The sequence below is a fragment of the Streptomyces sp. E-08 genome (assembly GCF_049913095.1).
Taxonomy (GTDB): Bacteria; Actinomycetota; Actinomycetes; order Streptomycetales; family Streptomycetaceae; genus Streptomyces.
The window spans coordinates 494491-517658 of sequence record NZ_CP183971.1 but is presented as its reverse complement, the minus strand read 5'-3'; the positions used below and the strand labels follow the sequence as shown (position 1 = coordinate 517658).

Annotated in this window: 14 protein-coding genes, 1 tRNA gene and 6 pseudogenes; 11 read left to right on the top strand and 10 right to left on the bottom strand. The window is 70.1% G+C overall.

Features of this window, described 5'->3' with window-relative positions:
- Positions 1-33: 33 nt before the first annotated feature.
- The 3 genes from ACN9MM_RS02560 to ACN9MM_RS02550 form a co-directional block, all read right to left on the bottom strand.
- Positions 34-1611, bottom strand: a complete 1578-nt coding sequence (locus ACN9MM_RS02560) for a sulfatase family protein (RefSeq protein ID WP_426362089.1) — start codon at positions 1609-1611, stop codon at positions 34-36.
- 247 nt (positions 1612-1858) lie between these two features.
- Positions 1859-2473, bottom strand: coding sequence for a PadR family transcriptional regulator (locus tag ACN9MM_RS02555; RefSeq protein WP_426362088.1), 615 nt, complete (start codon positions 2471-2473; stop codon positions 1859-1861).
- Positions 2474-2542: 69 nt separating this feature from the next.
- The gene (locus tag ACN9MM_RS02550; protein WP_426368642.1) at positions 2543-3505 is read right to left on the bottom strand and encodes a formylglycine-generating enzyme family protein; all 963 of its coding nucleotides are present in this window, start codon (positions 3503-3505) and stop codon (positions 2543-2545) included.
- 185 nt (positions 3506-3690) lie between these two features.
- Here ACN9MM_RS02550 and ACN9MM_RS02545 point away from each other — a divergent pair, with 185 nt between their 5' ends.
- The 4 genes and pseudogenes from ACN9MM_RS02545 (at position 3691) to ACN9MM_RS02530 (ending at position 7078) form a co-directional block, all read left to right on the top strand.
- Positions 3691-5505, top strand: coding sequence for a sulfatase (locus ACN9MM_RS02545; protein ID WP_426362087.1), 1815 nt, complete (start codon positions 3691-3693; stop codon positions 5503-5505).
- Positions 5506-5613: 108 nt separating this feature from the next.
- Positions 5614-6222 (top strand): annotated as a pseudogene (locus ACN9MM_RS02540) (sulfatase-like hydrolase/transferase); the annotation flags it as partial.
- A gap of 56 nt (positions 6223-6278) precedes the next feature.
- A pseudogene (locus ACN9MM_RS02535) lies at positions 6279-6572 on the top strand (sulfatase-like hydrolase/transferase); the annotation flags it as partial.
- Between the two features lie 176 nt (positions 6573-6748).
- The gene (locus ACN9MM_RS02530) at positions 6749-7078 is read left to right on the top strand and encodes a hypothetical protein (protein WP_426368955.1); all 330 of its coding nucleotides are present in this window, start codon (positions 6749-6751) and stop codon (positions 7076-7078) included.
- 297 nt (positions 7079-7375) lie between these two features.
- On the opposite strand, the gene ACN9MM_RS02525 is transcribed toward ACN9MM_RS02530, so the two are convergent.
- The gene (locus tag ACN9MM_RS02525) at positions 7376-8092 is read right to left on the bottom strand and encodes a zf-HC2 domain-containing protein (protein ID WP_426362086.1); all 717 of its coding nucleotides are present in this window, start codon (positions 8090-8092) and stop codon (positions 7376-7378) included.
- Positions 8089-8352: pseudogene (locus ACN9MM_RS02520) on the bottom strand (sigma-70 family RNA polymerase sigma factor); the annotation flags it as partial. The pseudogene ACN9MM_RS02520 and the gene ACN9MM_RS02525, both read right to left, overlap by 4 nt.
- Between ACN9MM_RS02520 and ACN9MM_RS02515 the strand changes: the two are divergent.
- Positions 8351-8873: pseudogene (locus ACN9MM_RS02515) on the top strand (SCO0930 family lipoprotein); the annotation flags it as partial. The pseudogenes ACN9MM_RS02520 and ACN9MM_RS02515 overlap by 2 nt on opposite strands.
- 60 nt (positions 8874-8933) lie before the next feature.
- Here ACN9MM_RS02515 and ACN9MM_RS02510 read toward each other — a convergent pair.
- Positions 8934-9086 (bottom strand): annotated as a pseudogene (locus ACN9MM_RS02510) (IS5/IS1182 family transposase); the annotation flags it as partial.
- 118 nt (positions 9087-9204) lie between these two features.
- Positions 9205-9278, bottom strand: a tRNA-Met gene (locus ACN9MM_RS02505).
- Between the two features lie 686 nt (positions 9279-9964).
- On the opposite strand from ACN9MM_RS02505, the gene ACN9MM_RS02500 reads away from it, so the two are divergent.
- Together ACN9MM_RS02500 and ACN9MM_RS02495 are read left to right on the top strand one after the other, a co-directional pair.
- Positions 9965-10489 (top strand): hypothetical protein, encoded by a 525-nt coding sequence (locus tag ACN9MM_RS02500; RefSeq protein ID WP_426362085.1) that lies wholly within the window; start codon positions 9965-9967, stop codon positions 10487-10489.
- Positions 10490-10571: 82 nt separating this feature from the next.
- A pseudogene (locus ACN9MM_RS02495) lies at positions 10572-11180 on the top strand (transposase family protein).
- Between the two features lie 231 nt (positions 11181-11411).
- Here the strand turns inward: ACN9MM_RS02495 and ACN9MM_RS02490 are convergent.
- The 3 genes from ACN9MM_RS02490 to ACN9MM_RS02480 are packed head-to-tail and all read right to left on the bottom strand — an operon-like array spanning position 11412 to position 16375.
- Positions 11412-14264: an AAA family ATPase gene (locus ACN9MM_RS02490; protein WP_426362084.1), complete on the bottom strand. Its 2853-nt coding sequence runs from the start codon at positions 14262-14264 to the stop codon at positions 11412-11414.
- The gene (locus ACN9MM_RS02485) at positions 14257-15333 is read right to left on the bottom strand and encodes an effector-associated domain EAD1-containing protein (RefSeq protein ID WP_426362083.1); all 1077 of its coding nucleotides are present in this window, start codon (positions 15331-15333) and stop codon (positions 14257-14259) included. The genes ACN9MM_RS02490 and ACN9MM_RS02485 overlap by 8 nt, the downstream gene beginning before the upstream one ends.
- A gap of 7 nt (positions 15334-15340) precedes the next feature.
- Positions 15341-16375 (bottom strand): trypsin-like peptidase domain-containing protein, encoded by a 1035-nt coding sequence (locus tag ACN9MM_RS02480; RefSeq protein ID WP_426362082.1) that lies wholly within the window; start codon positions 16373-16375, stop codon positions 15341-15343.
- Positions 16376-16581: 206 nt separating this feature from the next.
- On the opposite strand from ACN9MM_RS02480, the gene ACN9MM_RS02475 reads away from it, so the two are divergent.
- From ACN9MM_RS02475 to ACN9MM_RS02460, 4 genes are all read left to right on the top strand, one after another.
- Positions 16582-17463, top strand: coding sequence for a serine/threonine-protein kinase (locus ACN9MM_RS02475; protein WP_426362081.1), 882 nt, complete (start codon positions 16582-16584; stop codon positions 17461-17463).
- Positions 17453-20950, top strand: a complete 3498-nt coding sequence (locus ACN9MM_RS02470; protein WP_426362080.1) for a protein kinase domain-containing protein — start codon at positions 17453-17455, stop codon at positions 20948-20950. The genes ACN9MM_RS02475 and ACN9MM_RS02470 overlap by 11 nt, the downstream gene beginning before the upstream one ends.
- Positions 20951-21254: 304 nt before the next feature.
- Complete coding sequence (locus ACN9MM_RS02465) at positions 21255-21566, top strand: hypothetical protein (protein WP_426362079.1); 312 nt, start codon at positions 21255-21257, stop codon at positions 21564-21566.
- A 185-nt stretch (positions 21567-21751) separates the two neighbouring features.
- Positions 21752-22477 (top strand): DUF4232 domain-containing protein, encoded by a 726-nt coding sequence (locus ACN9MM_RS02460; protein ID WP_426362078.1) that lies wholly within the window; start codon positions 21752-21754, stop codon positions 22475-22477.
- Positions 22478-23168 lie beyond the last annotated feature (691 nt).

Genomic DNA, 23168 nt, shown 5'->3' with positions numbered 1-23168 from the left:
GTCGGCGCCGTGGATGAGGCTCGGAGGGATGGTTCAGCGGTTCTGGACGGACTCCTGGTCGCGTGTCTGGAGCAGATGCGCCCAGCGCTGGAGCAGTTCGGCGGTCCGGGGCCGGTCGGGCGCGTGCCAGGACACGGGGAAGTTCACGGTGGCGAGCCGCTCTTCGAGGTCCTCGGCGAGCGGGGCACGACCGGTGTCCCGCAGGTGCCGGGCGTAGCGAACCGGATCGTTGTAGTACGTGGGGCCGGTCTGCAGCGTCGCCTGCATCGGGTCGGGCAGGCAGCCGGGGCGGCCGGCGTACTCGTTCCACCACTCGGCGAGGTGCGCGCGCATCCGGGCGGCGAGCTCGGGTTCGTCCGCCATCAGGTCGCGGGTGAGGTACGGATCGTCCGTGACGTGGAACAGCTGCTCCCACTCGGCGCGGAAGGCTCCGGGGTGGTAGGTGCGGATGTAGAGGTGGTCGCGGGTGCGCACGGCCCGCTGGTAGGTGTGTGCGCCGTGCCCGAGGACCAGGTACTCGCGGGAGCCGAGGGTCTCGCCGCGTACCGCCCGGGCGAAGGAGGTGCCCTGCCAGCCTGCGGGGACGTCGAGGCCCAGCAGCTCGCACAGGGTGGGCGCGAGGTCGATGTTGTAGAGCAGGGAGTCGTTGCGCCGGGCGTCGGCGGGCAGGTCGTCGGTGACGCCGGGCCAGTAGACCACCAGGGGGAGCCGGTGGGTGGGCTCGTTGGCCAGGCCGTGTTCGGCGTAGGAGCCCTGCTCGCCGAAGGACTCGCCGTGGTCGGCGCTGACGATCACGGCCGTGTCGTCGGCGATCCCCAACTCGGCCAGTGTGTCCATGAGGTGGCCGAAGTGGTGGTCCCAGTAGGAGATGGCCCCGTCGTAGCCGTTGATCAGGTGCTCGAAGTCGGCGCGGGAGCGGATGGCGTCCGGCATGTTGTGCGGGACGGGAGAGGCGCCGGCGCCCCGGAGGGAGTAGTGGAGGTCGAGGGCGCTGCGCGGGCCGTAGATCTCGGCGCCGTGGCGGGCGATGGTCTCCTCGTCGGGCCAGGACTGCACCGGCCCGGACGCCGCCATCCGCTCGGTCCACTCTGCGGGCTGGGTGTAGTTGGTGTGCGGGTCCCAGTAGGTGAGGTGGAGGTACCAGTCGTCGTCCTCGGCGTGCCGGCGGATCCAGTCGATCGCCGCCCGGTTGACGTCCTGGGCCTCCTCGTCGCCGAAGCGGTCGGTGGCGCGGATCGACTCGCGGAAGTTCGCGTGGAAGTGGTAGGCGCGATGCCGTTCGGCGAAGACGGAGACGGCGGCGGTGTAGTAGCCGCCCCAGCCGAGCCGCTGCCCGAGCAGGGGCCGGTCCGGCTCCGGCCCGTGTCCGGCGTCGAGCCGGAACTGGGCGGCGGGCCCGAAGTGGCCCACGACCCCGTTGGTGATGCCGAACTGACCGCTCGTCAGAGCCGTCCGTGAGGGCAGGCAGGGTGAGTCGGAGCAGTAGTAGCGGTCGAAGACGACGGACTTCTCGGCCAGCCGCTGAAGGTGCGGGGTCGTGGGGCGGTGGTAGCCGTAGGGCGTGGTGTGGTCGGCGCGCAGCGTGTCGACGTCCACGTAGATGATGCGCATGGCGGACTCCAGGCGTTTTCGGGTACGCCGGACCGCGGGCTCGCCCGAGGGGCGCCCGAGGCCGTGGCGGGGTGGGGCCGCCGGTGAGGGCGGAGATCTCCCGGAGGGAGAGGAAGGAGAAGAGGAGGGCGCGGGCGAGTTGGCCCGCGGGAGACAGGGCGACGGCCTGGGACGTCGGGCGCCGAGTGCGGGACGCCGGACTCCGGCTCGGGGCGGGCCGGAGCCCGGCCCCGTCGGCCGGGGAGGCTCAGCGCGCGTGGCGCTCGGCGTGCCGCTCGTCCGGGTGCTCGGCGCGGCGCTGCTCGATCTGGCGTTCGAGGCGCGCCTTGGTCAGCTGGAGCCACGCGATGTACGCCGCGACGGAGGCGTATCCGTTCTCGTGGGCCATGGTGTGGATCTCGCGGGCCCATGCCGGGTCGAGCTCGGGGATCTCCGCCTCGTAGGCGAAGGGCAGCGGCGCCTCGGGGGTGGTGGCGTCGTGCTTCAGCCGGTACTCCAGCTCGGTGGAGACGATGTCGAGCGCGATCTCCGGTCCGAGCTGGCCGCCGAAGACGAAGCGGAGCTTGAAGTCGGGGTCCATCGGTCGTGGCGACGGCTCGAAGGGGGAGCGGGCCCAGGCGAGGAGCGCCTCGCGGCCCTCTTCGGTGAGCCGGTAGACCTTCGCGTCGGGGCGGCCTTCGCGAGGATCGACGTCGAAACCGACCCAGCCGCGCTCGACCAGTTTCGCGAGCCGCCGGTAGATCTGGGGGAGCTGGACGCCGTAGCCGAGGTAGCGGCCCGACCCTTCCATCCACCCGCGCATGTCATAGCCGGAGAGTCGGCGCACGGCCAGGGCCCCAAGGATCACGTAGTCGAGATGCATTCGGTCACCTATGTTCCTGGGAACTTACCTCGTAAGGTTCACCCGCCGGTCGGCGGGTGTCAAGAGTCTTCACGCCGGTGCAACGCAACGGAAACCCGCGTGGCCGCTCGAACTGTCGGGACTGTTGGCCGTGCGGGCGGCGACCCGGTAGCGGTCGCAGTAGGACCGGTGGCACATGTGGGATCCACCGCGGATGACCTTGTCGGTGCCGGTGGCCGGGCCCCGGGGGTCGAGCGGCGGCCGGGCGGTGTCGTGGGCGGTGGTCCACCAGTCGGCGCACCACTCCCAGACGTTGCCCGACGTGTTGTACAGGCCGAAGCCGTTGGGTTCGAAGGCGTCGACGGGGGCCGTGCCGCGGTAGCCGTCCTCGGCGGTGTTCTTCGACGGGAAGGTGCCCCGCCAGATGTTGCAGCGGAAGGCGCCGCCCGGGTTCAGCTCGTCGCCCCAGGGATACCGCCGCTGTTCGAGGCCGCCCCGGGCCGCGTACTCCCACTCGGCCTCGGTCGGCAGCCGCTTGCCGGCCCAGGCCGCGTAGGCGGCTGCGTCGGTCCACGAGACGTGGACCACCGGGTGGTTCCCCCGTGCTTCCAGGGTGCTTCCCGGTCCCTCGGGCCGGTTCCAGGACGCTCCCTCCACCCCGCACCACCAGGGGGTGCGTCCGGGGCGCGGGGCGCCGCGCCTCAGGGCGGCCGGCAGGAAGCCGGCGAAGACGTACGACCAGCCGAAACGCTCCGCGTCCGTGACGTGGCCGGTCTCCGCGACGAACGCGGCGAAGGCGTCGTTGGTCACCGCGTGGACGTCGATCCGGAACGGGCTGAGCCGCACCGGCCGCACCGGCCCCTCCCCGTCGTCGGGGAAACCCTCGGCGTCCTCCGCGCCCATCAGGAACTCGCCGCCGGGCAGCAGCACCATGCCCCCGGATGAGGTCTCCGGGGAGCCGGCTCCGACAGGTGCCGGGCGGGCGGCCGAGGACGCCGCGGGCGGGGTCGGCGAGGGTGGGGGCGGGGGGACCGGGCTTCCACCGGCGGGCATGCAGCAGCGCGAGGGAGAGGCGGGATCGCTCATGGGGGGCTCCGGGGGAGTGAGTGGGGTGTCGGCGGACCGGGGGGCGAGAAGGCCTTTGCTTCCCGGTAGCTATGTTCTAACGTACATAGCTCGTCGACGGGTGCGACCCGTTCGACGTGCGATCACCACCGACAGGCCAGGGAAGGACACCCATGAAGGCCGTCATGGTCATGTTCGACACGCTCAACCGGCGTTTCCTGCCCCCGTACGGAGCGGACTGGACGCACGCCCCGAACTTCACGCGCCTCGCCGAGCGCACCGCGACCTTCGACACCTGCTACGCCGGGTCGATGCCGTGCATGCCGGCACGGCGCGAGCTGCACACGGGCCGCCACAACTTCCTGCACAGAGGCTGGGGGCCACTGGAGCCCTTCGACGACTCCGTGCCGCAGATGCTCACCGAGCAGGGCGTCCACACCCATCTGGCCACCGACCACCAGCACTACTGGGAGGACGGCGGCGCCACCTACCACGGCCGCTACCGCACCTTCGAGTTCTTCCGCGGGCAGGAGGGCGACCCCTGGAAGGGGCACGTCGCCGACCCCGACATCCCCGAGAGCCTGCGGGCCCGCCGCGGCGAGGCATGGCGTCAGGACTGGATCAACCGGCAGTACCTCGCCGACGAGGCCGACCACCCGCAGACCCGCACCTTCGACGCCGGCCTGGAGTTCCTGCGAACCAACCACGCAGAGGACGGCTGGTTCCTGCAGATCGAGACCTTCGACCCGCACGAACCCTTCTTCAGTTACCCCCGGCACAAGGAGCCGTACCCGCACGTCTACGACGGCCCCCACTTCGACTGGCCCGACTACAAACAGGTCATCGAGACCGACGAGCAGGTGGAACACGCCCGCCACGAGTACGCCGCGCTCCTGACCATGTGCGACCGCTCCCTCGGCCGGGTCCTGGACGCCATGGACGAACTCGCCCTGTGGGACGACACGATGCTGATCGTCTGCACCGACCACGGGCTGCTCCTCGGCGAGCACGGCTGGTGGGGCAAGAACGTCCAACCCTGGTACGACGAGACCATCCACACCCCGCTCTTCGTCTGGGACCCGCGCAGCCGCGTCCACGGCGAGCGCCGCGCCTCCCTCGTCCAGACCGTCGACCTCGGCCCCACCCTGCTGGAGTACTTCGGCGTCGACCGCACCCCCGACATGCAGGGCAGGCCGCTGCGGCAGACCGTCGCCGACGACACCCCGGTGCGCGAGGCCGCCCTGTTCGGCGCGTTCGGCGGGCACGTCAGCGTCACCGACGGCCGGTACGTGTACATGCGGGCCTGTGCGAACCCGTACAACCAGCCCCTGTACGAGCACACGCTGATGCCCGCGCACATGCGGGGCCTCTTCGCACCCGCGGAGCTGAGGAACGCCGAGCTCGTCCCGCCCTTCCCGTTCACCAAGGACGTGCCCCTCCTGAGGGTCCCGGGCCACGCCATGTCCAACCCGTACGCCTTCGGCACCCTCCTCTTCGACCTGGACACCGACCCGGGACAGGAGTCCCCGCTCGTCGACGACGCGCTCGAACTGCGCATGGCGGGCCTGCTGGCCGAGGGTCTGCGTGCCGCCGACGCGCCCCTCGACCAGTACGAACGCCTCGGCCTTCCCGTGACCGGCCCGGTCACCGGCGAGCACCTGCTGGTACGGGCGCAGCAGGCCCAGGCGGAGGCGTCCCGCCAGCCTCCGCCGCGCCCCGAGGACTTCCCCACCGGGCCGCTCAGCGTGCACGTCCCCCTCCGCGAGCTGCTCACGCACCCCGGGGCGGCGGCCGTGCTGCGCGAGCACCTCGCGACCCTCCTCGACGGGCCCTTCGCCCGGGTGGCCGCGGACCTCTCCCTCCTCCAGATCGCCGCGTTCGCGGTCGGCCTGCTGCCGGTCGCACGACTGCGTGCCATCGCCGCCGAACTGTCCGCGGCGGAGGCCGCCGCCGGGCCCACCCCCCGTCATCACGGCCGACCCGATTGAACCGCGCGGGCCTCACCCCGCCCCGCCACGGCCGGCCGAAACCGCCGGCAGAGCCGTCACCGCCCTCCGCTCCGGCCTTGTCGACGAGGCTTCCGGCCCCTGGGCCCGATGAAAGGGACCATCGTGACCTCCCGCCCCAACTTCCTCATCCTCATGCCCGACCAGCTGCGTGCCGACGCCGTCGGAGCCTTCGGCAACCCGCACGTCGACACCCCCCACATCGACGCGCTCGCGGCCCGCGGCACCCGCTTCACCAACGCCTTCGTGCAGCATCCGGTGTGCTCGCCCAGCCGCGCCTCCCTCCTCACCGGCTGGTATCCGCACACCGCCGGCCACCGGACCCTGACCCACCTCCTCAAGGAGCACGAGCCCAATCTGCTGCGGCTCCTCAAGGAAGCGGGATACCACGTCACCTGGGCGGGTGCCCGCGGGGACACCTTCGCGCCCGGCGTCACCGAGCAGAGCGTCCACGAATACGGCTTCTCCACCCTGCCGACCACCGGATACGGGGGCGACTACCCGGACGGCGTCTGGTCCCGGCTCTTCTACCGGGGCCGGGTGCCCGACGACGGCCGCATCGACCCGGACGAGGCTGCCGTACGGACCGCCGAAGAGTGGCTCGCCCACCCTCCCGAGGACCCCTGGGTGCTGTTCGTGCCGCTGGTGGCCCCGCACTGTCCGTTCCAGGTCGAGGACCCTGGTTCTCCCGCTTCGACCGGGCCGCCGTGCCCGACCCCACGGCCCCCGGCGACCCCTCCGGCGAACCCGGCTACATGCGGGCCGTCCGCGACGGCTACGGCATCGGCGAGGTCACCCCCGGACAGTGGCGCGAGGTCGTGGCCACGTACTACGGCATGGTCGCCCGCCTCGACGACCAACTCGGCCGGATCACACGGGCGGTGGAGGCCGCGGGCTCGGCCGAGGACACCGTCACCCTCTTCTTCGCCGACCACGGTGAATACCTCGGCGACTACGGCCTGATCGAGAAGTGGCCCTCCGCCATGCACGACTGCGTCACCCGCGACCCACTGATCATCAGCGGCGGTGGATTCACCGGAGGCCAGGTCAGCGACGCGATGGTGGAGATGATCGACGTCCTGCCGACCGTCCTGGAACTGGCCGGGATCGAGGCCCCCACCGCCACTTCGGCCGCAGCCTCACCCCGCTGCTGCGCGACCCGAACGCCCCGCACCGAACGTACGCCTTCACCGAGGGCGGATTCACGGTGGAGGAGGAGCAGCAGATGGAACGCCCAGGCTTCCCGTACGACCGCAAGGGCGCCATCCAGCACGAACGGCCCGAACTGGTCGGCAAGGCGGTCGCGGTACGGGACCGTGAGTGGACGTACGTATGGCGGCTCTACGAGCAGCCCGAGCTGTACGACCGTACGAAGGACCCGCGTGAGCGGACCAACCTGGCGGGTGCCCCAGCCCACGCGGACACCGAGCGGCGCCTGCGCGACGCGGTGCTCCGATGGCTGATGGAGACCACCGACGTCATCCCCGCCGTGCCCGACCCCCGCCTCCCGCAGGTGGCCCTGCCGGCCCCGGGCAGTGGTGGCAGGGCCTGCTGAACCCGGGCGGGGTCCTCCGGCCCGGAAGCCCTCGTGAACGGCATGGGCCGCTTCGCGGGGGACCACCGGGCCGTTTCTTCGTCGCCCTTCGAGCGATGGTCGTGGACCAGTTGCCCGTCGTGCGCAGAGCATGGTTGTAGACGGCACGCGCGTACGTCTCGTAGAACTCGGCGAAAGCCTCGCGGTCTGCCGCCCGGATGCGGGACCACCCGGTGGACCGGCCGGCAGGAGGAGGCGTGGCATCGCTCCGTGCCACGCCTCCATGCCATGTCCGCCGCCGTCCGGGGGCGAAGCGGGTCAGACCTTGACGGTCACGTACTTCTTGCCCCGGTCGTTCTCGATGACGACCTCGGCGACGTCGTCCATCGGGACGGCCGCCGAACCGTCGAGGTTCGAGCCCTTCTCCTCGTCGGCGACGAGCCAGCTGCCGGCGATCTCGCGGTCACCGTTCTTCGCGACCACCACCAGGCGGCAGCGTTCGCCCGCCGGAACGCCTGTGACCGAGGCGTTGAGGCGGATCCAGTCGGCGGCGGGCGTCACCCGGAGGCGCATCTCGCCGCCGGTCTCCCCGCTGCGGCCTTCGAAGAACTTGACGCTCACCGGAGGGGCCGTCGGTGGGTTCGTCGTGGCGGAGGGGACCGGAGGGACGGCCTGAGCGGTCCGGTCGCCGGTGTTCTGGCCGATCAGGACTCCGCCGCCGAGGAGGGCCGCGGCGGCGACGGTCGCGGCCACGGCCAGGAAGGCCCGTCGCCTCAGCGCCTGAGCGGCGCGTTCGCCGCGTACCTGGCGCAGAGTGCGCTGCAGCAGCAGGTCACCCCCCTCCGGGGGACCGTCGAGGAACGCCTCCGGGGGGACTTCGCCGAGCGCGGACTCCATGTCCCGCAGCTCGCCCAGTTCGTCGCGGCACTTCTGGCACGACGCCATGTGTTCGTCGACGGTCCGCACCTCCTGCTCGTCGAGAGCGCCGAGGACGTAGGCGCCGAGCAGCGCGCTGTCGTGTTCCCTGATGCTCATACCGCCACTCCCTTCCATTCCACGGCACTTACTGCCTTCGGCCGGTCCACGTACATGTCTCTCAGTGCTTTCAACGCGTAGTGCGACCGGGACTTGACCGTCCCGGGTGGTATCCCGAGTGCCTGCGCCGCCTCCGCGACGCTCCTGCCCCGGAAGTAGATCTCCAGCAGCACGTCCCGGTGATCCGATGAGAGCCGGTCGAGCGCCTCCACGACGACCATCGAGTTCACCACGGCCTCGGCGTGGTCCTGTTCGATGGGCTGGCCGCTCTACCGCTACGCGCAGGACACCGCGCCCCGGCAGACCCGTGGACAGGGCATCGGCGGCACCTGGTTCGCGGCCGCGCCCGACGGCACGAAGGCCAAGGCAGGGAGGGGGCGGGACCGAGGAGACGACGCCGCCGAGCGGGCCCCCGGCGCCGAAGTACCTCCCGGCCCTGTCCACGGTGAAGGACGAGAGGCTCGGCACGATCGTCCGCGACGGCAAAGGACGTACGCTCTACCGCTTCACCAAGGACACCGCCTGGCCGATGAAGTCCAACTGCCAGGGCGACTGCCTCAAGCTCTGGAAGCCGGCCAAGCTGGTCGACAAGAAGGATCTCAAGGGCATCGACCCGAAGCTGGTCATCCCGTACAAGCGACCCGATGGCACCCAGCAGCTCACGCTCGACTGCTGGCCGCTGTACTGGTACACGGGCGACAAGGAGCCGGGCGACACCAGCGGCCACGGGGTGAACGGCACGTGGTTCACGGTCCGGCCCGACGGCAAGCTGGCCAAGTAGCCGCGCCGGCTCCCGGAAGACCGGTCACGGGGCGTTTCGGAGAGCATCCGGAACGCTGAAGCGGCAGCCGTGGAGGATCTTCCACGTCTTCCTGCGTGTGAAGGTGTGCTCGCCGCGGGCGCGGACCCGTCGGTGGGAAGCGTTGCGCTCCTCCATCCAGGCCGGTAGTCCGGCCTGACCGCGTTCCGGGTGGGGAATGACCGGGCCGACACCGCGGTGGCAGGCGTCATCGGGCCGCGGCCTTCGTGCCGGTCGCTCAAACCGACAGCGACGTCAGTCGCAGCACAGATGAGGCCCGGATCCACAGGATCCGAGCCTCATCTGACTTCAGTAGCGGGGACAGGATTTGAACCTGCGACCTCTGGGTTATGAGCCCAGCGAGCTACCGAGCTGCTCCACCCCGCGTCGGTAGGTGCAACACTACGCTACCCACGGCACCACCAAGACCAATCGGGTTGCTCAGCTGCGCCGTACGGAAGGGGTTGTACGACGCGGGTGCCCCGAGCAGACACGCGATGCCGGTCCGAGGGCAGCGTCTCCCACTCGCGCGCGGTGATCCGGTCGGATGCCAGAGCCGCGAGCGAGCCTTCACCGACCCACGCCCAAGCGAGCTGTCCGTCGAGGTCGGCCCGCGTCAGACCGTAGACATGGCGCGGGGGAGTGGTCACAACAAGCTCCCTTACTGATCGTTTCGGAATGATCGCGAGAGTCGCCGCAGGCAGATGATGGAGCAGGCCAGTTCGAGGAGCCCCTGGTGAAGGCCTGCCCGGTTCTCGTAGCGCTGAACGACTCTTTGGCCGACCGAGCTGCCGCCAGACGAGGCCGCCCAGCGGATCGGCACGGCTGCCATTCTGAAACGATCAGTAAGGAGCACCCCGGCTTAAGGGCTGTCCCGTAGCTGTTGGCACTGGTGAGATGAGACGGAGCCGCTCAGTCAGCACCTGCGCACTTGGGTGTCAGCAGTACGCATCTCAGTTGACGCGTGGCTCCTGCACCCTGCACCAGGTAATTCGCGGGCGTCCCGCCCAGATCCCGTCCTATTCTGTCCGCTGCCGTCCACGCCGGGGCGGGCCCGACGGAGGAGCGGCGGAGTGCCGGACGTGTACAAGATCATGTTGGATGCCGAGTTGAGCAAGGCGTTCGACGTGTGGTCCGGCTATCTGAACGCTCGGACTGGCGAGGATGCTCAGGTCCGTGCACGACTGCGCTCCACGTTGCAGTCGGCTCGCGCGGCAGCTGCCGCGGGCGATCCCGCGTCTGCACGCGCCTTGGTGGCGGAGATGTACGACGACGCCCGAGAAGCTGGCCTTCCCTGGGCTCCCGTGCCGCCTGACCCCTGCGCGGCGGACCGGCAGGCGCGCGACTACGCCAAGGATGAATTGCGGCAGGTGCTTCCTGTGGACCTGCGCGAGGATCTCGATAGCATCGCGATCTACCTGAGCGTCACGGGTCGCCGCCTCCAGACCGTCCCCGGCCTGGACGCCGCCACCTGCCAGGACATCCTCTACATCTCGTCCCGCGCCGGGATGGCCCTTGATCTCGCCCATCCGACAGCAGCGCGACGGGAACTCGAACGCCTGAAGTCAATTGCGCGACGCTGCGGTGTGGAGCCCTGAGAACCGAGCGACAACGGCCTCAGTTGACGCGCGATGCCGACTCGGGCGCCCAGTCACATGAGATGATCTTGGTGGGGCTGGTGTGATCACGGCGTCGGAGCCGTCTTGGATAGCCGCGTTCACCGGGCTGAGCGCAGCTTCGGCAAGCTACTGACCGCCCTGCGGCGGCAAGGCGCGGATGCGGTCCACAAGGGTCGGCCGTGGAGCCTTCCGCTGGAGGGCAGGGCCCTGTTGGTCGGGCGTACTGGCGCACGAACTTGACGATGCGCCGGCTTGCTCCGCTGTTCGGGGTCTCGAAGTCGGCGGCGGACCGCGTCATCGACCACCTCGGACCCATGCCCCGCCTCGTTGTGGTGGTCGGCCGGCCGCTGGCGGGCAACCGGCACGGCTCCCGCGGCTGAGAGGAATCCGGCGCCAAGGCCGCCGTCGGCAACACGATCACAATCGCCGACGGCGGCTACCAAGGCACCAGGCTGGTCATCCCTCACCGTCGGGCGCCCGGCCAGACTGAACTTCCGGACTGGAAAGAGAAGCACAACCGTTCCCACAAGCAGGTCCGGGCCTGTGTTGAGCACGTCTTCGCCCGGATGAAAACCTGGAAGATCCTCCGCGACTGCCGTCTCAAGGCGACGGTGTTCACCACGCCATGCTCGGCATCGCACGGATGCACAACCTCGCACTCGCCGGGTAGGAGAGTGGCACGCACGGCGGGCGCCCAGGCCGACGTGGGCCTCGTGATCGGCACCGGCACCAACGTCGCCATCGAGTTCGCCGACATCACCCTCGTCTCCGGCTCCCTCGCCGGAGTTGTCACCGCCATCCGCCGGTCATGGTGCCGCCTCTTGTCGGTCGGCAGCGCGTCGAGCGGTGCCGTCTGTCAGATCGCCGGCCTCCCGCCGGGGCGGGCAGCGGGCGCGGTGGGTCAGTCGTCGTCCTGTTCCGCCGGACCACGGCCGAAGGTGGGCTCGTCGACCTCGGCGCGGTAGGCCTCCATGAGCGCGTTCGACCACGTCGCGCCCATCGCGGGGGCGCTGTCGAGATACTCGGAGACCTGCTCACCCCACTCCTGACTCGTCTTGCCGCGAGAGAGTGCTCCACGCTCCGGTGCACTCGTGGACCAGTCGGCGTCGCCTGCCGACTCATGGGCAGTGTTGACGAAGTCCGTGACGTCGGCCTCGGTCAGGGTCCACTCGAGCGCGCCACCCCGACCGCCGCTGTTGTCGATGCCCGTGGTCCGGGCGGCCTCCGAGAGGAGGCTCGGAACCACGTCGCCCACTTCGGCGGCCAGTTCCCGTACGAGGGAAGGGTGCCCCGTACGCTCCCGACGTTTCAGCCGGTCGGTCGCCACGATCACGGCGGCCCGCAGCTCCTGGGCGTGAGCCGACCCCTCCGCACCGGACCGACGGTAGATCCTCAGTTGAGCGACACTCGCCTGTAGCCACGCCACCCGACCGGTCGTTGTTTCGGCGGCCTTCCGGGCCTGGTCCAGCAGGTCGAGCGCCTCACCGTACGCTCCCAGGTCCTCGGCTATCCGCGCCCCCAGCACCGCCACGTCCGCGAAGGCCTCGGCGTCTCCCCGTTCGCCGGCACGCTCCAGCGTCTCGGTCACGAGACGCCGGGCCTCCGGCGCTCGCCCTTGTGCGGCCAGCGCCTCGATCTCCAGCGCGATCACCTTGGACGGGAGGAATCTCGCGGGACGTTCCCTGATGAACGCCAGCGCCGCGGCCGCCTGTCCCGCGTCGAGCAGCGTACGTGCCTGGCGGACCACCTGCCGGGCCCAGGCCTCGGTGTCCGCCTCGGCCAGCACCGCGGGGTCGATCGCGATGCCCAGCCGGTCGGCGAGGTAGGCCTGGCCGGATGGCGGCAGCTCTTCCAGCGCCGACTCGAGGAAGAGGCTTGCCTCGGGCACCCAGTGCTGATCCAGCGTGTCCGTGGACTGTCCGAGGGAGAGCCGGTGATAGAGCTCTTCGGCCCTCGCCTGCGGGCCGTCCGATGCGGCGTAGTGGCGGACGGCGCGACGGTGGATGCGGCGCGACGTCTCGGGATGCTCTCGGTAGAGCAGGGGCAACGACGCCTGCCGGACGTCCGCTCGGTGCACGAGCACGTCCTCGTCTTGTGCCACGTCGACGAGAGCCGCCTCCGTGGCGAGGAGGTGGAAGAGCCGCAGCGCTTCGTCCTCGGATATCTCGCCCAGGCCGCACGGCACCGCCAGCACCGTCCGGATCAGTCGAGGGGTGATGCGGCGGAGAGTCAGCCCCGGACTGGCGATGCGCTGCAGATCGGGGTCCTCCAGATCGTCAAGGATGCGCCGGTACAGCACGGCCTGCACTTCGGCGTCGCCGAGACGGAACAGGATGTCGCGGAGCTTCTCCGCGTCGCGCAGCGCGTCCTTCCCTTCGCGCCGGATCAGTTCGGCGGCCAGCTTGAGGCTGAGGGGGCTCGAGCCGACCTTGTGCGTGACCGAGATCAGGAAGGTGTCGTCCGAGGTGATGCCCGCCTCGGCGAGCCGCATACGAAGAAAGTCCAGCGCCAGGTGGGGTTCGAGGCCGACGAGGGCGATCTCGCGCGTCGGCCGGTGGACGGGAGCCCGTCCCGCGAACACCACGCGCGTCACCGGACAGGCGCGCCGAAGGGCTTCGACGAAGTCCCACAGCCGATCGATGACGTCCTTGCCGTGGCGCTGGGCCCGCTCCAGGGTGTCGAGCACGAGGAGCAGGGGACGCGGCCGGCCCTCCGACACCGCCCGTACCAACTGTGCGAAGCGGCGCATCAGGACCTCGTCGTCGGCGTCCATGACCGCGGGCAGGAGTCCCTCGTTCGCTTCGAGGAGCACCGCGGTCTGAGCCGTGACCGTCGAGCGGACGGCGTGCTCCAGCCGCTTCGCCTGTTCCGCGTACGCCGGGTAGAGCAGTCCGAGCTGGCGCGTCGCCTCGGCCAGCAGCGTGAGCGGTTGTTGCGGCAGGAGGTCGGCACGGTCGAACGTCAGGTAGGCGAAGGGAAATTCTCGTCCGGCAGTCGTCCCGGCATGGTTGAGCAGGTAGCGGGCGACCAACGTGGATTTCCCGACCCCACCGGGTCCGTGGACGAGGAGGGGCCGTCGGCCGAGCGTGCCGTGCTCGCTCCCGGCCGCCCCCTCCACGTAAGCGGCCAGATCTGCCAGCTCCTTCCGCCGGCCGACGAAGTGCTCGCCGGCGAGAAGGCGGAGGGGCTGGAACACGGTGGCCAGGTCGACCGTGTTCCCGACCTCTTCCGCTGCCGGCAGGAGGACGCCCTGCCGGCACAGTGCCTCCGCGGCGCGCCGTGCGGGTATCAGCCACTGGACGACGTGCAGGGTTCCCGTCAGCTGGTCCATGGTCTGCTCGTCGAGACGGGGCGCCTCTCCGCGCAGGTAGGCCTCCGCCATGGCACGGTCGATGTCGAGCGGGTCGGGTTCGATGGCGGCGAGGGTGTCGAGCAGCCGGTGCCGGTCACGGATCCGTTCCAGGACCGTGGTCCGTACGCCGGAGGTCAGCCTCCATCGGCTGCCCATGGCCGTGCTCACCCGCTCGCAGTCCTGGACGACGAACGTACGGAGATCCTCGGCGTCGAGGGAGCCGCTGGAGGCTGCCAGTGCGCCGGCATGGAACGAGCCGAGGAGCGTGGCCGCTTCTCGCAGCCTCCACCGGGCGGGAGAAACCGCCGGTGCCGGAGGTGCGGCCGCGAGGGCACCGCTGTCGTGTGCCGCCTTGAGGCGTTCGGCCACCTCCTGGGCGGACATCGGCCGGAGCTCAGCCATTGAAGTCCTCCGGAAGTCCGAAGGTCTCCCGGGCGATCTTCACGGCGTAGGAGGAGAGCCGTCCCAGAGGCGGAGGGGAGGGGAGCGGTCGGTGTTCCAGGAGTTCCTCGACCAGAAGGGTCACCGCTTCCTCGTCGACCGACTGACCGGCGGCTGCCGACACGCGCTCGAAGAAGGCTCTCAGGTGGCTCGTCTCGATGGGCGCGATGGGCTCGCGCAGCACGGACGGCTCGACTTCGGGCCGGAGCGGCTCGCGGAGGTCCGCGAGCACCACGCGCAGACCGGCTCCCACCTCGTGGCGTTCGGCCACGACGGCGATCTCCTTGACGAGGCTCACTGCGGCCGGGGTGAGGTGCTTCTCCCGCGGGCGGTCGAAGAAGATCCAGAGTCCCTCCCCCTGCGCGCGGACCTTGCCCTTGAACCACGCGAGCAGCACGCGGGCCTGGGTGTCCTCCGGCTCGTCGACGACGGGATCCCGCATCGGCCAGTCGAGCTGATAGCAGATGTCCCGCATGACATCGGCCGGTGTCGCCGCCGTCCCGGCCCATCGCTCGCAGTCGACCAGGACGGGCGAGACGCCGAGGCCCTGGAGTACATGGGAGATGAAGTACCAGGAGTAGCTCTTCCCGCATCCGTCGTCGCCGGTGAGGATCAGCACACCGCCTCCCTCTTCACGGGTGAGCTCCTTGAGGTGGGCACGGAGAGCGGCTCTGTCGAACAGGGCCCTCGATCCCGATTTTCCGAAGAGGCTGAGGTTGAACGCATCCGTCGTGGACTGCTGCGGAATCCTGAGAAGCCGCCCGAAGACGGGGTAGGCGGCGCTGCTCCGGTCCCTTTCCACGTAAGCGACCAGTGCGCGCAGGCGCCCCTTCGTGGCGGCGCGTTCCAGGATCCTCGGCCAGGTGTCCGCCATGCTGGCGGTCCATGCGTAATCGGAGGGATCCAGCCCCGCCCCCTGCACCACGACGGTCGCGCCGTCGGCCTTCCAGTAGATGTCGAGCAGGCTTGCCAGAAGTTCCTTTCCCTCGTCGTCATCGAACGGGAACACCCGCTGGTCCAGGATGTTCATCGCCGCCTCACAGCACCTTGGCAGCCGTCAGTCCGTCGAGCACTCGCCCTATCCGGACGCCTTGGTTGCGGTACTCCGGTGCCCCGGTGGTGCCACAGCGAACCCAGCGGTGGTGGAGGGCGACCAGGCGCCAGTTCTCGTCGAACACCGGGGAACCGGAGGAACCACGCTCCGTATCGGTCCAGTACTGGACGACGTCGTCGTCCGCGTGCCGCACCACGTTGTGGTGCACGCCGATCTTCTTCTGTCCTCCGCCGGGGTGCTGGATGATGTAGACCCGGTCCCCGGTGGCCACCTCGGCGGCGGCGTCGAGTCGGATCGCCGGAGGGTCGCCGGGCATGGGGGAGTCGGTCCGGATGACGGCCCAGTCGTACGCGCGCACGCCCTGGATGGTCTCGGGTCTCCCCATGACCACCGTGTGGGTCAGGTCGCGTCCGGCGAGGTCCCGCTCGTATCCGAACCACACCTCGACCCGGGTGGCCGGCTCGCCCCCGTGGTCGTCGTCATGGAGCACGTGGTGGTTGGTGAGCAGGACGTCCGGCGCGATGCGGAAGGCGGTTCCGTAGTAACGCCCACTGGGAAGGGTGACCAGTAGCCTCGCCACCGACGGCGCGAGTTCGACCCCGCGCCGGAGGAATGCCACATCGAGCAGCGAGTACTCCGTGAACATCTGGCGCTCCCGGGCACCCGGGTCGCTGAAGTCCTTCCAGACGCCTGCCGCCGCTGTCGGCGCCGGGGCCTCCACGACCGGTTCCGCCTGCATGAGCTCCTGCAGACGGATCGCCACCGCGCTGTCGGCACCGGCCACGATCTGGGCGAGGAGCGCTCTGAGCTTGTCCTGCTTCCGTGCCGCGTCGATCAGGTCGTGCCACACCAGGGACATCGGCCTTCCCCAGCCGATCGTTCCCGGCGGTATCCCGGCCTGCGTCACCTGGACGATGACACTGTCCTCGCGAAAGTAGGTGTCGCTGAGATAGTCCCTCAGCTCGCGGGCTGCCGGGCGCGTCCAGTCGAAGGGAAGCGTGTCGAGGAAGTGAGTCATGAGCGTCCTCCAGCACCAGGCCTGTCGCCACCCGCTCACACGCGCGCGGCACGCGACGCCCCACAAGCACCATTTTAGAACGGGTGAACGCCTTCAGCTCGTGGTCCTCCGATGCGGTCGAGGCGTCGCCGGAGGAGTATGAGAGGAGGGACGGAGCGGAGCCAGGGGAACGGCCCGCACATCGACCCGGCCGGGACGGTGGTGTCATGGGTGAGGAGAGCCGACTTCCCGACATCCCCGGATGGGTGCTCCGGAAGGAGTTGGGCCGGGGCGGCATGGGCGTCGTGTACGAGGCCGTGGAACCCACGACGGGCCGGCGCCGCGCGCTCAAGGCCGTCCACGTCCCGACACCCGCTCCCTCCCCGGACGCGACCGCGCTGTTCGAGCGCGAGATCAGAGTGTGCGGGCGACTGCGCCATCCGCACATCGTCCGCGTGGACGACGTCGGCCGGACGAGCTCCCTGTCCTACTTCGTGATGGAACTGTGCGAGGGCGGTTCCTTGATGGACCGCGTCGCAGCGGACGGTCCGATGCCCGCCGAGGAAGCGGTACCGCTCTTCCTCCAGGTGCTCGACGCCCTCACGTACGCACACACCTCGGGCGCGACCGTACACCGTGACATCAAGCCCCAGAACATCCTGCTGACCCGTGGCCAGGACGGCGGCCACATGGCCAAAGTGGCCGACTTCGGCCTGGCCAAGGCCTACCAGGCCGCCGGAACGAGCGGGCTCACCCGGACCGGCGCGGTCGCGGGAACGCCGGCGTTCATGCCACGCGTGCAGGTCGTCAACTACAAGTACGCGAAGCCGCCCGTCGACGTCTGGTCGGCTGCCGCATCCCTCTACTTCGTCGTCACCGGCCATACTCCTCGCGATTTCGTCCCCGGCCGCAACCCCTGGCTGACCGTCACCACATCCTCGGCGGTTCCGGCGCGAGACCGGGGCATCCCGCTGCCGGAGGACCTCGGCACCCTGTTGGACCGGGCTCTCACGGACGAGCCGGACAGGATGTTCCTCACGGCCGAGCAGCTCGCGGGTGAACTGAGAGGCCTGGACGTCCGGAAGGACAGGTCCGGTCATGCGAGCTGACTGGCTGCCCGGCACCACGGTGCTGAAGGAGTTCACCGTCGAACGGGTCCTGGGAGCCGGAGGCTACGGCCACGTGGCACTCGTACGCAGCCTGAGATCGGGGGAGCCCTATGCGGCCAAGCGACTGCACAGCGACGATCTCGCACAGCAGGGACACCTGATCGCCGAAGCACAGCGCTGGATCATGCTCCCGACCCATCCGCACATCACCCAATGCCGCTTCACACGGACCGTCGGCGACCAACTGGTGGTCTTCAGCGAGTTCGTGCCCGGCGGCTCGCTCGCGGAACGGATCCGGTCCGGACGACTGTACGACGACGACGCAGCGGCCACCCTGCGCCGGATCCTCGTCGTGGCGGCCCAGGTGGCGTACGGCCTCGACGCCGCCCACGCGACCGGGCTCCTGCACCTGGACGTCAAGCCGGACAACATCCTGTTCGGCGAGGACGACACCGCGAAGCTCACCGACTTCGGTCTCGCGGACATCCCACAGGAGAGCATGAGGGTGAGAACCGAACTGCGGCTGGTCGTCGACCACATCGTCGACGACGCGCGCGTGGACTCGAAGCAGATCCGAGCGATGAAGGCGGCGCTCAGCGAGAAGCTGATGCCCGAGTACCAGCAGCTGCCCGGGCTGACGGCACCGCGGCCACAGGGCCACAGTCCCGCCTACGCGTCGCCCGAACAGTGCGACGGTCTTCCGGTCGGACCGGCGGCGGACGTGTGGAGCTGGGCGCTCACGCTCCTTGAGATGCTCGTGGGGGAGCGGACCTGGCCGAACGGGGCCGTCGCTCCCTTCGTACTGCAGGAGGATTGCCGCACACGCATGACAGCCAACTCCGTGGACATACCCGTGAGTCTGGCCGAGCTGATGGAGGCCTGCTTCCACGAGGAACCCAGGGCCCGGCCCGCGTCGCTGCGCCGACTGGCGGCGCGCATACGCGACATCGCGGAGCAGGAGACGGGACCATGGACCGCGGGCGACGCGCCGCCCCGGCCGTCCCTGATGTCGTCGCTCAGGATGCAGGCGGACGCACGCCGCTCCGTGGACGGGGCGACGCTTCAGGATCCGGCGGGGTTCCTCCGCTACGCGTACACCACGGCCGGGCTGGACGAGAGCGAGACCGTCGCCTACTGGCCCAGCGGTTCGGGAAACCACAAGGCCCGACTCCTCGAGGACCTGCGGGGGCTGTCCGAGGCGTGGCGGGTCCTGGCGGACATACCCGACGGAGCCCGACCGGACCTGGGGATCATGCGGGCCCGGTGTGCGGCGGGGATGGGCGAGGTCCAGTCCGCGCTGGGAGATCTGGCCGGTGCCATCGAGCACTACCGCACCTCGGTCCGCGTCCTGGAGACCCTTCCGGAGACGGAGTCCCGTGAAGATCTGCCCAGGATCCTGAACGGTCTCGCGATCCTGTTGCGCCGTGACGGCGAGGTCGAGGAGTCGCTGCGGGTGGCCGACCAGGCCATCGAGGCCTCGAAGGCGCTGAACGACGGAACAGAGGCGAACGGTGTGCTCGGCATGGCTCTGATGACCAAGGCGAACACCCTGGTCGCCACCACCACAGACGCGGCCGAGTCGCTGTACGCGGCATCCCTGAGGGCCTGCCATGGAGCGGGCAGGGAGGAGCTCGAGGCGAAGGTCGTCGCGAACCTCGCCATCTGTCTCGAAGCGAAGGGCGCGAGCGATCGGGCCGCGGAGCTATGGGGCCGTGGCGATCGCATGCTCGCCGCATTCGACCCGACGGACCGCCCGGATCTGCAGGCCGTGCGTGCCTCGCTCTGGCTCCAGAGGGCCGAACTCGCCCCTGGTGACTCCGACGCCGTATGCCAGTACGCGCTGAGGGCGGCGAAGCTGTTGGCCCCCGTCGTGCGTGCCGGACTGCATTCCTACGCAGGGGAAATGGGCCGTGCGTTCTTCCTGCTGGGGTGGTGCGCGGAACGCGAGGAACGGATCCACAAGGCCCTCTCGGGTTACCGTCAGGCATCCCGGCTACTGGTTGCGGCAGTGCTGCGCGACGGGCGATCGGAACTGACCTCGCAGCTCGCGCAGTCGTACAGCAACGAGGCGACTCTGATCGGGACGGTCGAAGGCGCGGAGTCGGCTGTTCACCCGGCGCGGCGAGCGGTCGACATCTGGCGCCTGGCCGTTGACGGGGAGGGGGTGGGAGAGCGCGGAAGAGGACTGGCCGAAGCACTGCTCACCCTTGCGCAGATCCTCCAGGACCTCGGGCGCCTTGACGAGTCCGACTCCTGCACGGAGGAGGGCCTCCGCATCGTCGAAGACTCCCGGTACCGAGTGGCGGGCGGTGGCGCCGTGACCAAGGCCCGCCTCTACCGGAACCGAGCGGTGGTGCACCGACGGCGCGGCCGGCTCGACGAAGCGCTCCGCTGGTGCCGGGGCGCCCTCGGCGCACTGCCCGATGCAGAGGACCGCCCCGAGGTGCGGACACGAATCCTCACCCTGCAGACGATCGGAATCATCCACACGGACCGTGGTGCCTTCCGCTCGGCGTGGGAGGTGTGCGAGGCCACGACGGCTGTGATCGAGCACTACGTGCGGAGCGGAGTCCTGGCCGCGCCGGATCTGGCGGACGGTCTCCACCGGGTGGCTACGTCCCGGATTCGCTACGGTCTCGGCGAGGAGGGCGCCGAGGCTGCGCGCATGGCCCTGAGCGTGTACGAAAAGCTCGTCGCGCAGGGACGTACCGATCTCAGACTGGAGACGGCCAGGACGAGGACGGCATTGGCCTCCGCCCTGACGCGGATCGGCGCACTCGAAGACGCGGCGCTGGAGTGGGAGAAGGGAATACAGGCCTATCGGGAACTCCCCGACTCGGACGTGGCGTTGGAGGTGGCCACCAGGGAGGAATCCGGTCCGGGTCTCGGGGGCGTGGGAGAGGAACCCCCGAATCCCTCCGGCGCGCAATGGAGGGACCGACTCGTCCATCGCTTCTCCGAACGGCTCGCGGACCTGCGGAGAACGCTCGAATCCAGCCCCGACGACATGAAGGACCACCTGGCCTGGCACGAGTCCGTCCACTCCACGGCAGCGGCGCTTGCCGCCGCCGGCCACCCTGAGGAGGCCAGTGCTCTGTTGGAGATCAACGGCGGCGAAGTCGCCTGGCTGGCACGGAAGTTCCCCAGTGATGAAGTGGAATGGCTACGGGGAAGGAGCGGTCAACTCCTCGGCCTGTATTCCCTGCAGTGCGGTCGTGGAGGGGCAGCGGTGCGGGGATTCCGTACCGCGGTGGACAGTTTTCGCATCCTGCGGTGGGAGCGCGAGCGAGACGAGTTCGCCGAACCCTGGCTCGAGGCGTACATCGGCTGGGCGGCCGCGCGCGCGGCTGAGGGGGACGATTCCGGAGCGGAGGCGGTCGTCCAGGAGATGCGGCAGCGCGCGGGACGCATCCGCCCGCTCCAGGCCCCCGCCTGGGACCGGCGGACGGCCGAAACGCTCCGCTTCGTCAGGGAGCGCCGCGGCTGACGCGGTGATGGCCACCGAGTGGGGCTCCCCAGGCACGGCCCACCAGTGAGCGGTTGCCGGAGGCCGCCCGCAGGCCCTTATGGGGGCGCCATGACCGCCCCCCGGTCTGCTGCGGTTGCCTCCGGGCGGCTGGTGCGCGGTCGTGCTCTGCGCCGACCCCCGCCCGAGGGTCCCGTCTTCGACCCCTGGGTGGCTTCCCGGTGCGAGGCCGACGACCCGCTCCCGGGCCACGATGCCTGGCTGTCGGGACCGCGTCCCGAGGGATGCCCGACCCGCGAGGGGCCCGGACTACCGCGCCTACCGCGTGCGCGAACTCAAGGAGTGGTACGAGGACCAGTGCCAGATGTGCGCGGCTGTGTTGGTACTGCCCTCACCTCGGCACCCGTACGGCGAAGCCGCCGCCAGGGCCGTGGACATAGACGTCATGGAGCACGACATCACTGAGCCGGTCGCCGGCACCTACCCGGGCGAGTGCTGCCTCGCCCTGCTCACCGACACCGAGGCTCGCGGGGCGATCGAGTACCTCCAGCTCCTGGAGCAGCTCGACCCCGATGGGCGCGGCCCGGCCGCCGGGCAGCTCGCCGCAGACCTCGCCCGCCGCCTGCCAGCCCGGTAGCAAGGCTGGCCGTCTTGCTGCTGTGCCTGGCAGGGACGGCAGCACCTAGCCGCCGGGGCGCGGTCCCATCTGTGACTGAATGCGGACATGGTCGCTGACGGTTCGTAACTGACTGCGCGGTACAAATAAGTACGCACCACGGCATCACCCAGACCGCACAGATCGCACCGCATCCCGGGGGAATCATGCTGCACACCCGCAAGGCCGTCGCCGCCGCCATCGGCCTCGTGGCCGCACTTTCGCTCACCGCCTGCAACGGTGACGACAACAACGCGTCGGGCAGCACGCAGCCCAGCCCCACCGCGTCGGCGGACAAGGCGGGCGGCACCAGCGGGGCGGACCAGGCGGACCAGAGCGCTGGCACCGGCACCGGCGGGAGCGGCCAGGGCGCCGACACCGGCACCGGCGGGGCGGACCAGGGCACCGGCGGGAGCGACCAGAGCGCCGACACCGGCACCGGCACCGGTGACAACAGTGACGGCAAGGTCGGCATCTGCCGCACCGACGAGCTCGAGGTCGCCGCCGCCGACAACACCACGGACAAGACGGAAGGCGTCGTCACCGTCTCCTTCAAGAACAGCGGCGGCAGCACCTGCCGCATCAGCGGCTTCGCGGGTGTCGACCTGAAGACGTCCCTGGGCGACACCTTCTCCGTGGACCGCAACGGCGAGCAGGCCCTGCCGCAGATCCTCAAGGAGGGCGAGACCGCCGCCTTCAACATCACGTTCCCGGTCAACAACAGCGGCGGCTCTGGCGTGCAGCCGACCGACATCGTGGTGACACCTCCGAACGAGACGAAGCACGTCACCCTGAAGTGGCCGGCGGGCACGCTCCCCGTCACCGACGGCGAGGACAGCGGGAAGCTGGAGATCAGCCCGGTGGGCAAGGTCAGCGACTCACCGGCCGGCTGACCCCGTCCCCGCCCCGCTGGCCCCCACTCTGGAACTGCTGCGGGGAGGCGCCACCGTGATGTTGAACGCGTGCGCCCCCACCCCCTCCGCCACCCCGGAGAACAGCAGCGCGAAGTGCTCCTGCCGCGTGCGGTCCCGATGCCTCCCAGGTCGAACCGGGAGGCATCGGGTCATCCCAGGTCGCCGAGCAGACGCCCCGTGATCTCCTTGGTGCCGGCGTCGTCTCCCGAGAGGAAGATGGTGCTCGGCCCCTCTCCCAGGTTCTTCATCACGGTCGGTGTGCTTGCCGCTGCGAGGGTCGCTCCCGAGATCCGTACTGAGGCGATCGGTGCCTTCCTTCCTGAGCCGCCGCACTACGCAGGTGTCGGCGCTGACCAGTCGTTCCAGCTTGTCCCGAACCAGGGAAAGGGGCAGTTCTCCCAGGCCCGCTCGGCGTCGATCGCGCCCTCAACTCGAGCCAAGGTATCTGTCGTCTTCACCGCTCTCGCTGCCGGTATCGGGCTGCTGGTCACCGCTACACCGGCTCACGCCGCCGAATACACGATCAGCAACAGCCCGGATCTTGGTCGGCACAGGGTGGCCCCCTGGCCGATTGGCCCGTGGTGGCGGCCAGTCGGCACGCAAACGAGGGGTGGGCCGGCAGGTCTCCATGGAGCACGCCTCGATCCAACGAGCCACGAGGCAGAGTCGC

What these genes read in the sequence shown, in the direction of transcription:
- ACN9MM_RS02475 (WP_426362081.1), top strand. Translation starts at nt 16,582, where the DNA reads ATGGGTGAGGAGAGCCGACTTCCCGACATCCCCGGATGGGTGCTCCGG.
- ACN9MM_RS02550 (WP_426368642.1), bottom strand. Translation starts at nt 3,505, where the DNA reads ATGCCCGCCGGTGGAAGCCCGGTCCCCCCGCCCCCACCCTCGCCGACC.
- ACN9MM_RS02490 (WP_426362084.1), bottom strand. Translation starts at nt 14,264, where the DNA reads ATGGCTGAGCTCCGGCCGATGTCCGCCCAGGAGGTGGCCGAACGCCTC.
- ACN9MM_RS02460 (WP_426362078.1), top strand. Translation starts at nt 21,752, where the DNA reads ATGCTGCACACCCGCAAGGCCGTCGCCGCCGCCATCGGCCTCGTGGCC.
- ACN9MM_RS02530 (WP_426368955.1), top strand. Translation starts at nt 6,749, where the DNA reads ATGGAACGCCCAGGCTTCCCGTACGACCGCAAGGGCGCCATCCAGCAC.
- ACN9MM_RS02485 (WP_426362083.1), bottom strand. Translation starts at nt 15,333, where the DNA reads ATGAACATCCTGGACCAGCGGGTGTTCCCGTTCGATGACGACGAGGGA.
- ACN9MM_RS02480 (WP_426362082.1), bottom strand. Translation starts at nt 16,375, where the DNA reads ATGACTCACTTCCTCGACACGCTTCCCTTCGACTGGACGCGCCCGGCA.
- ACN9MM_RS02555 (WP_426362088.1), bottom strand. Translation starts at nt 2,473, where the DNA reads ATGCATCTCGACTACGTGATCCTTGGGGCCCTGGCCGTGCGCCGACTC.
- ACN9MM_RS02525 (WP_426362086.1), bottom strand. Translation starts at nt 8,092, where the DNA reads ATGAGCATCAGGGAACACGACAGCGCGCTGCTCGGCGCCTACGTCCTC.
- ACN9MM_RS02560 (WP_426362089.1), bottom strand. Translation starts at nt 1,611, where the DNA reads ATGCGCATCATCTACGTGGACGTCGACACGCTGCGCGCCGACCACACC.
- ACN9MM_RS02470 (WP_426362080.1), top strand. Translation starts at nt 17,453, where the DNA reads ATGCGAGCTGACTGGCTGCCCGGCACCACGGTGCTGAAGGAGTTCACC.
- ACN9MM_RS02545 (WP_426362087.1), top strand. Translation starts at nt 3,691, where the DNA reads ATGAAGGCCGTCATGGTCATGTTCGACACGCTCAACCGGCGTTTCCTG.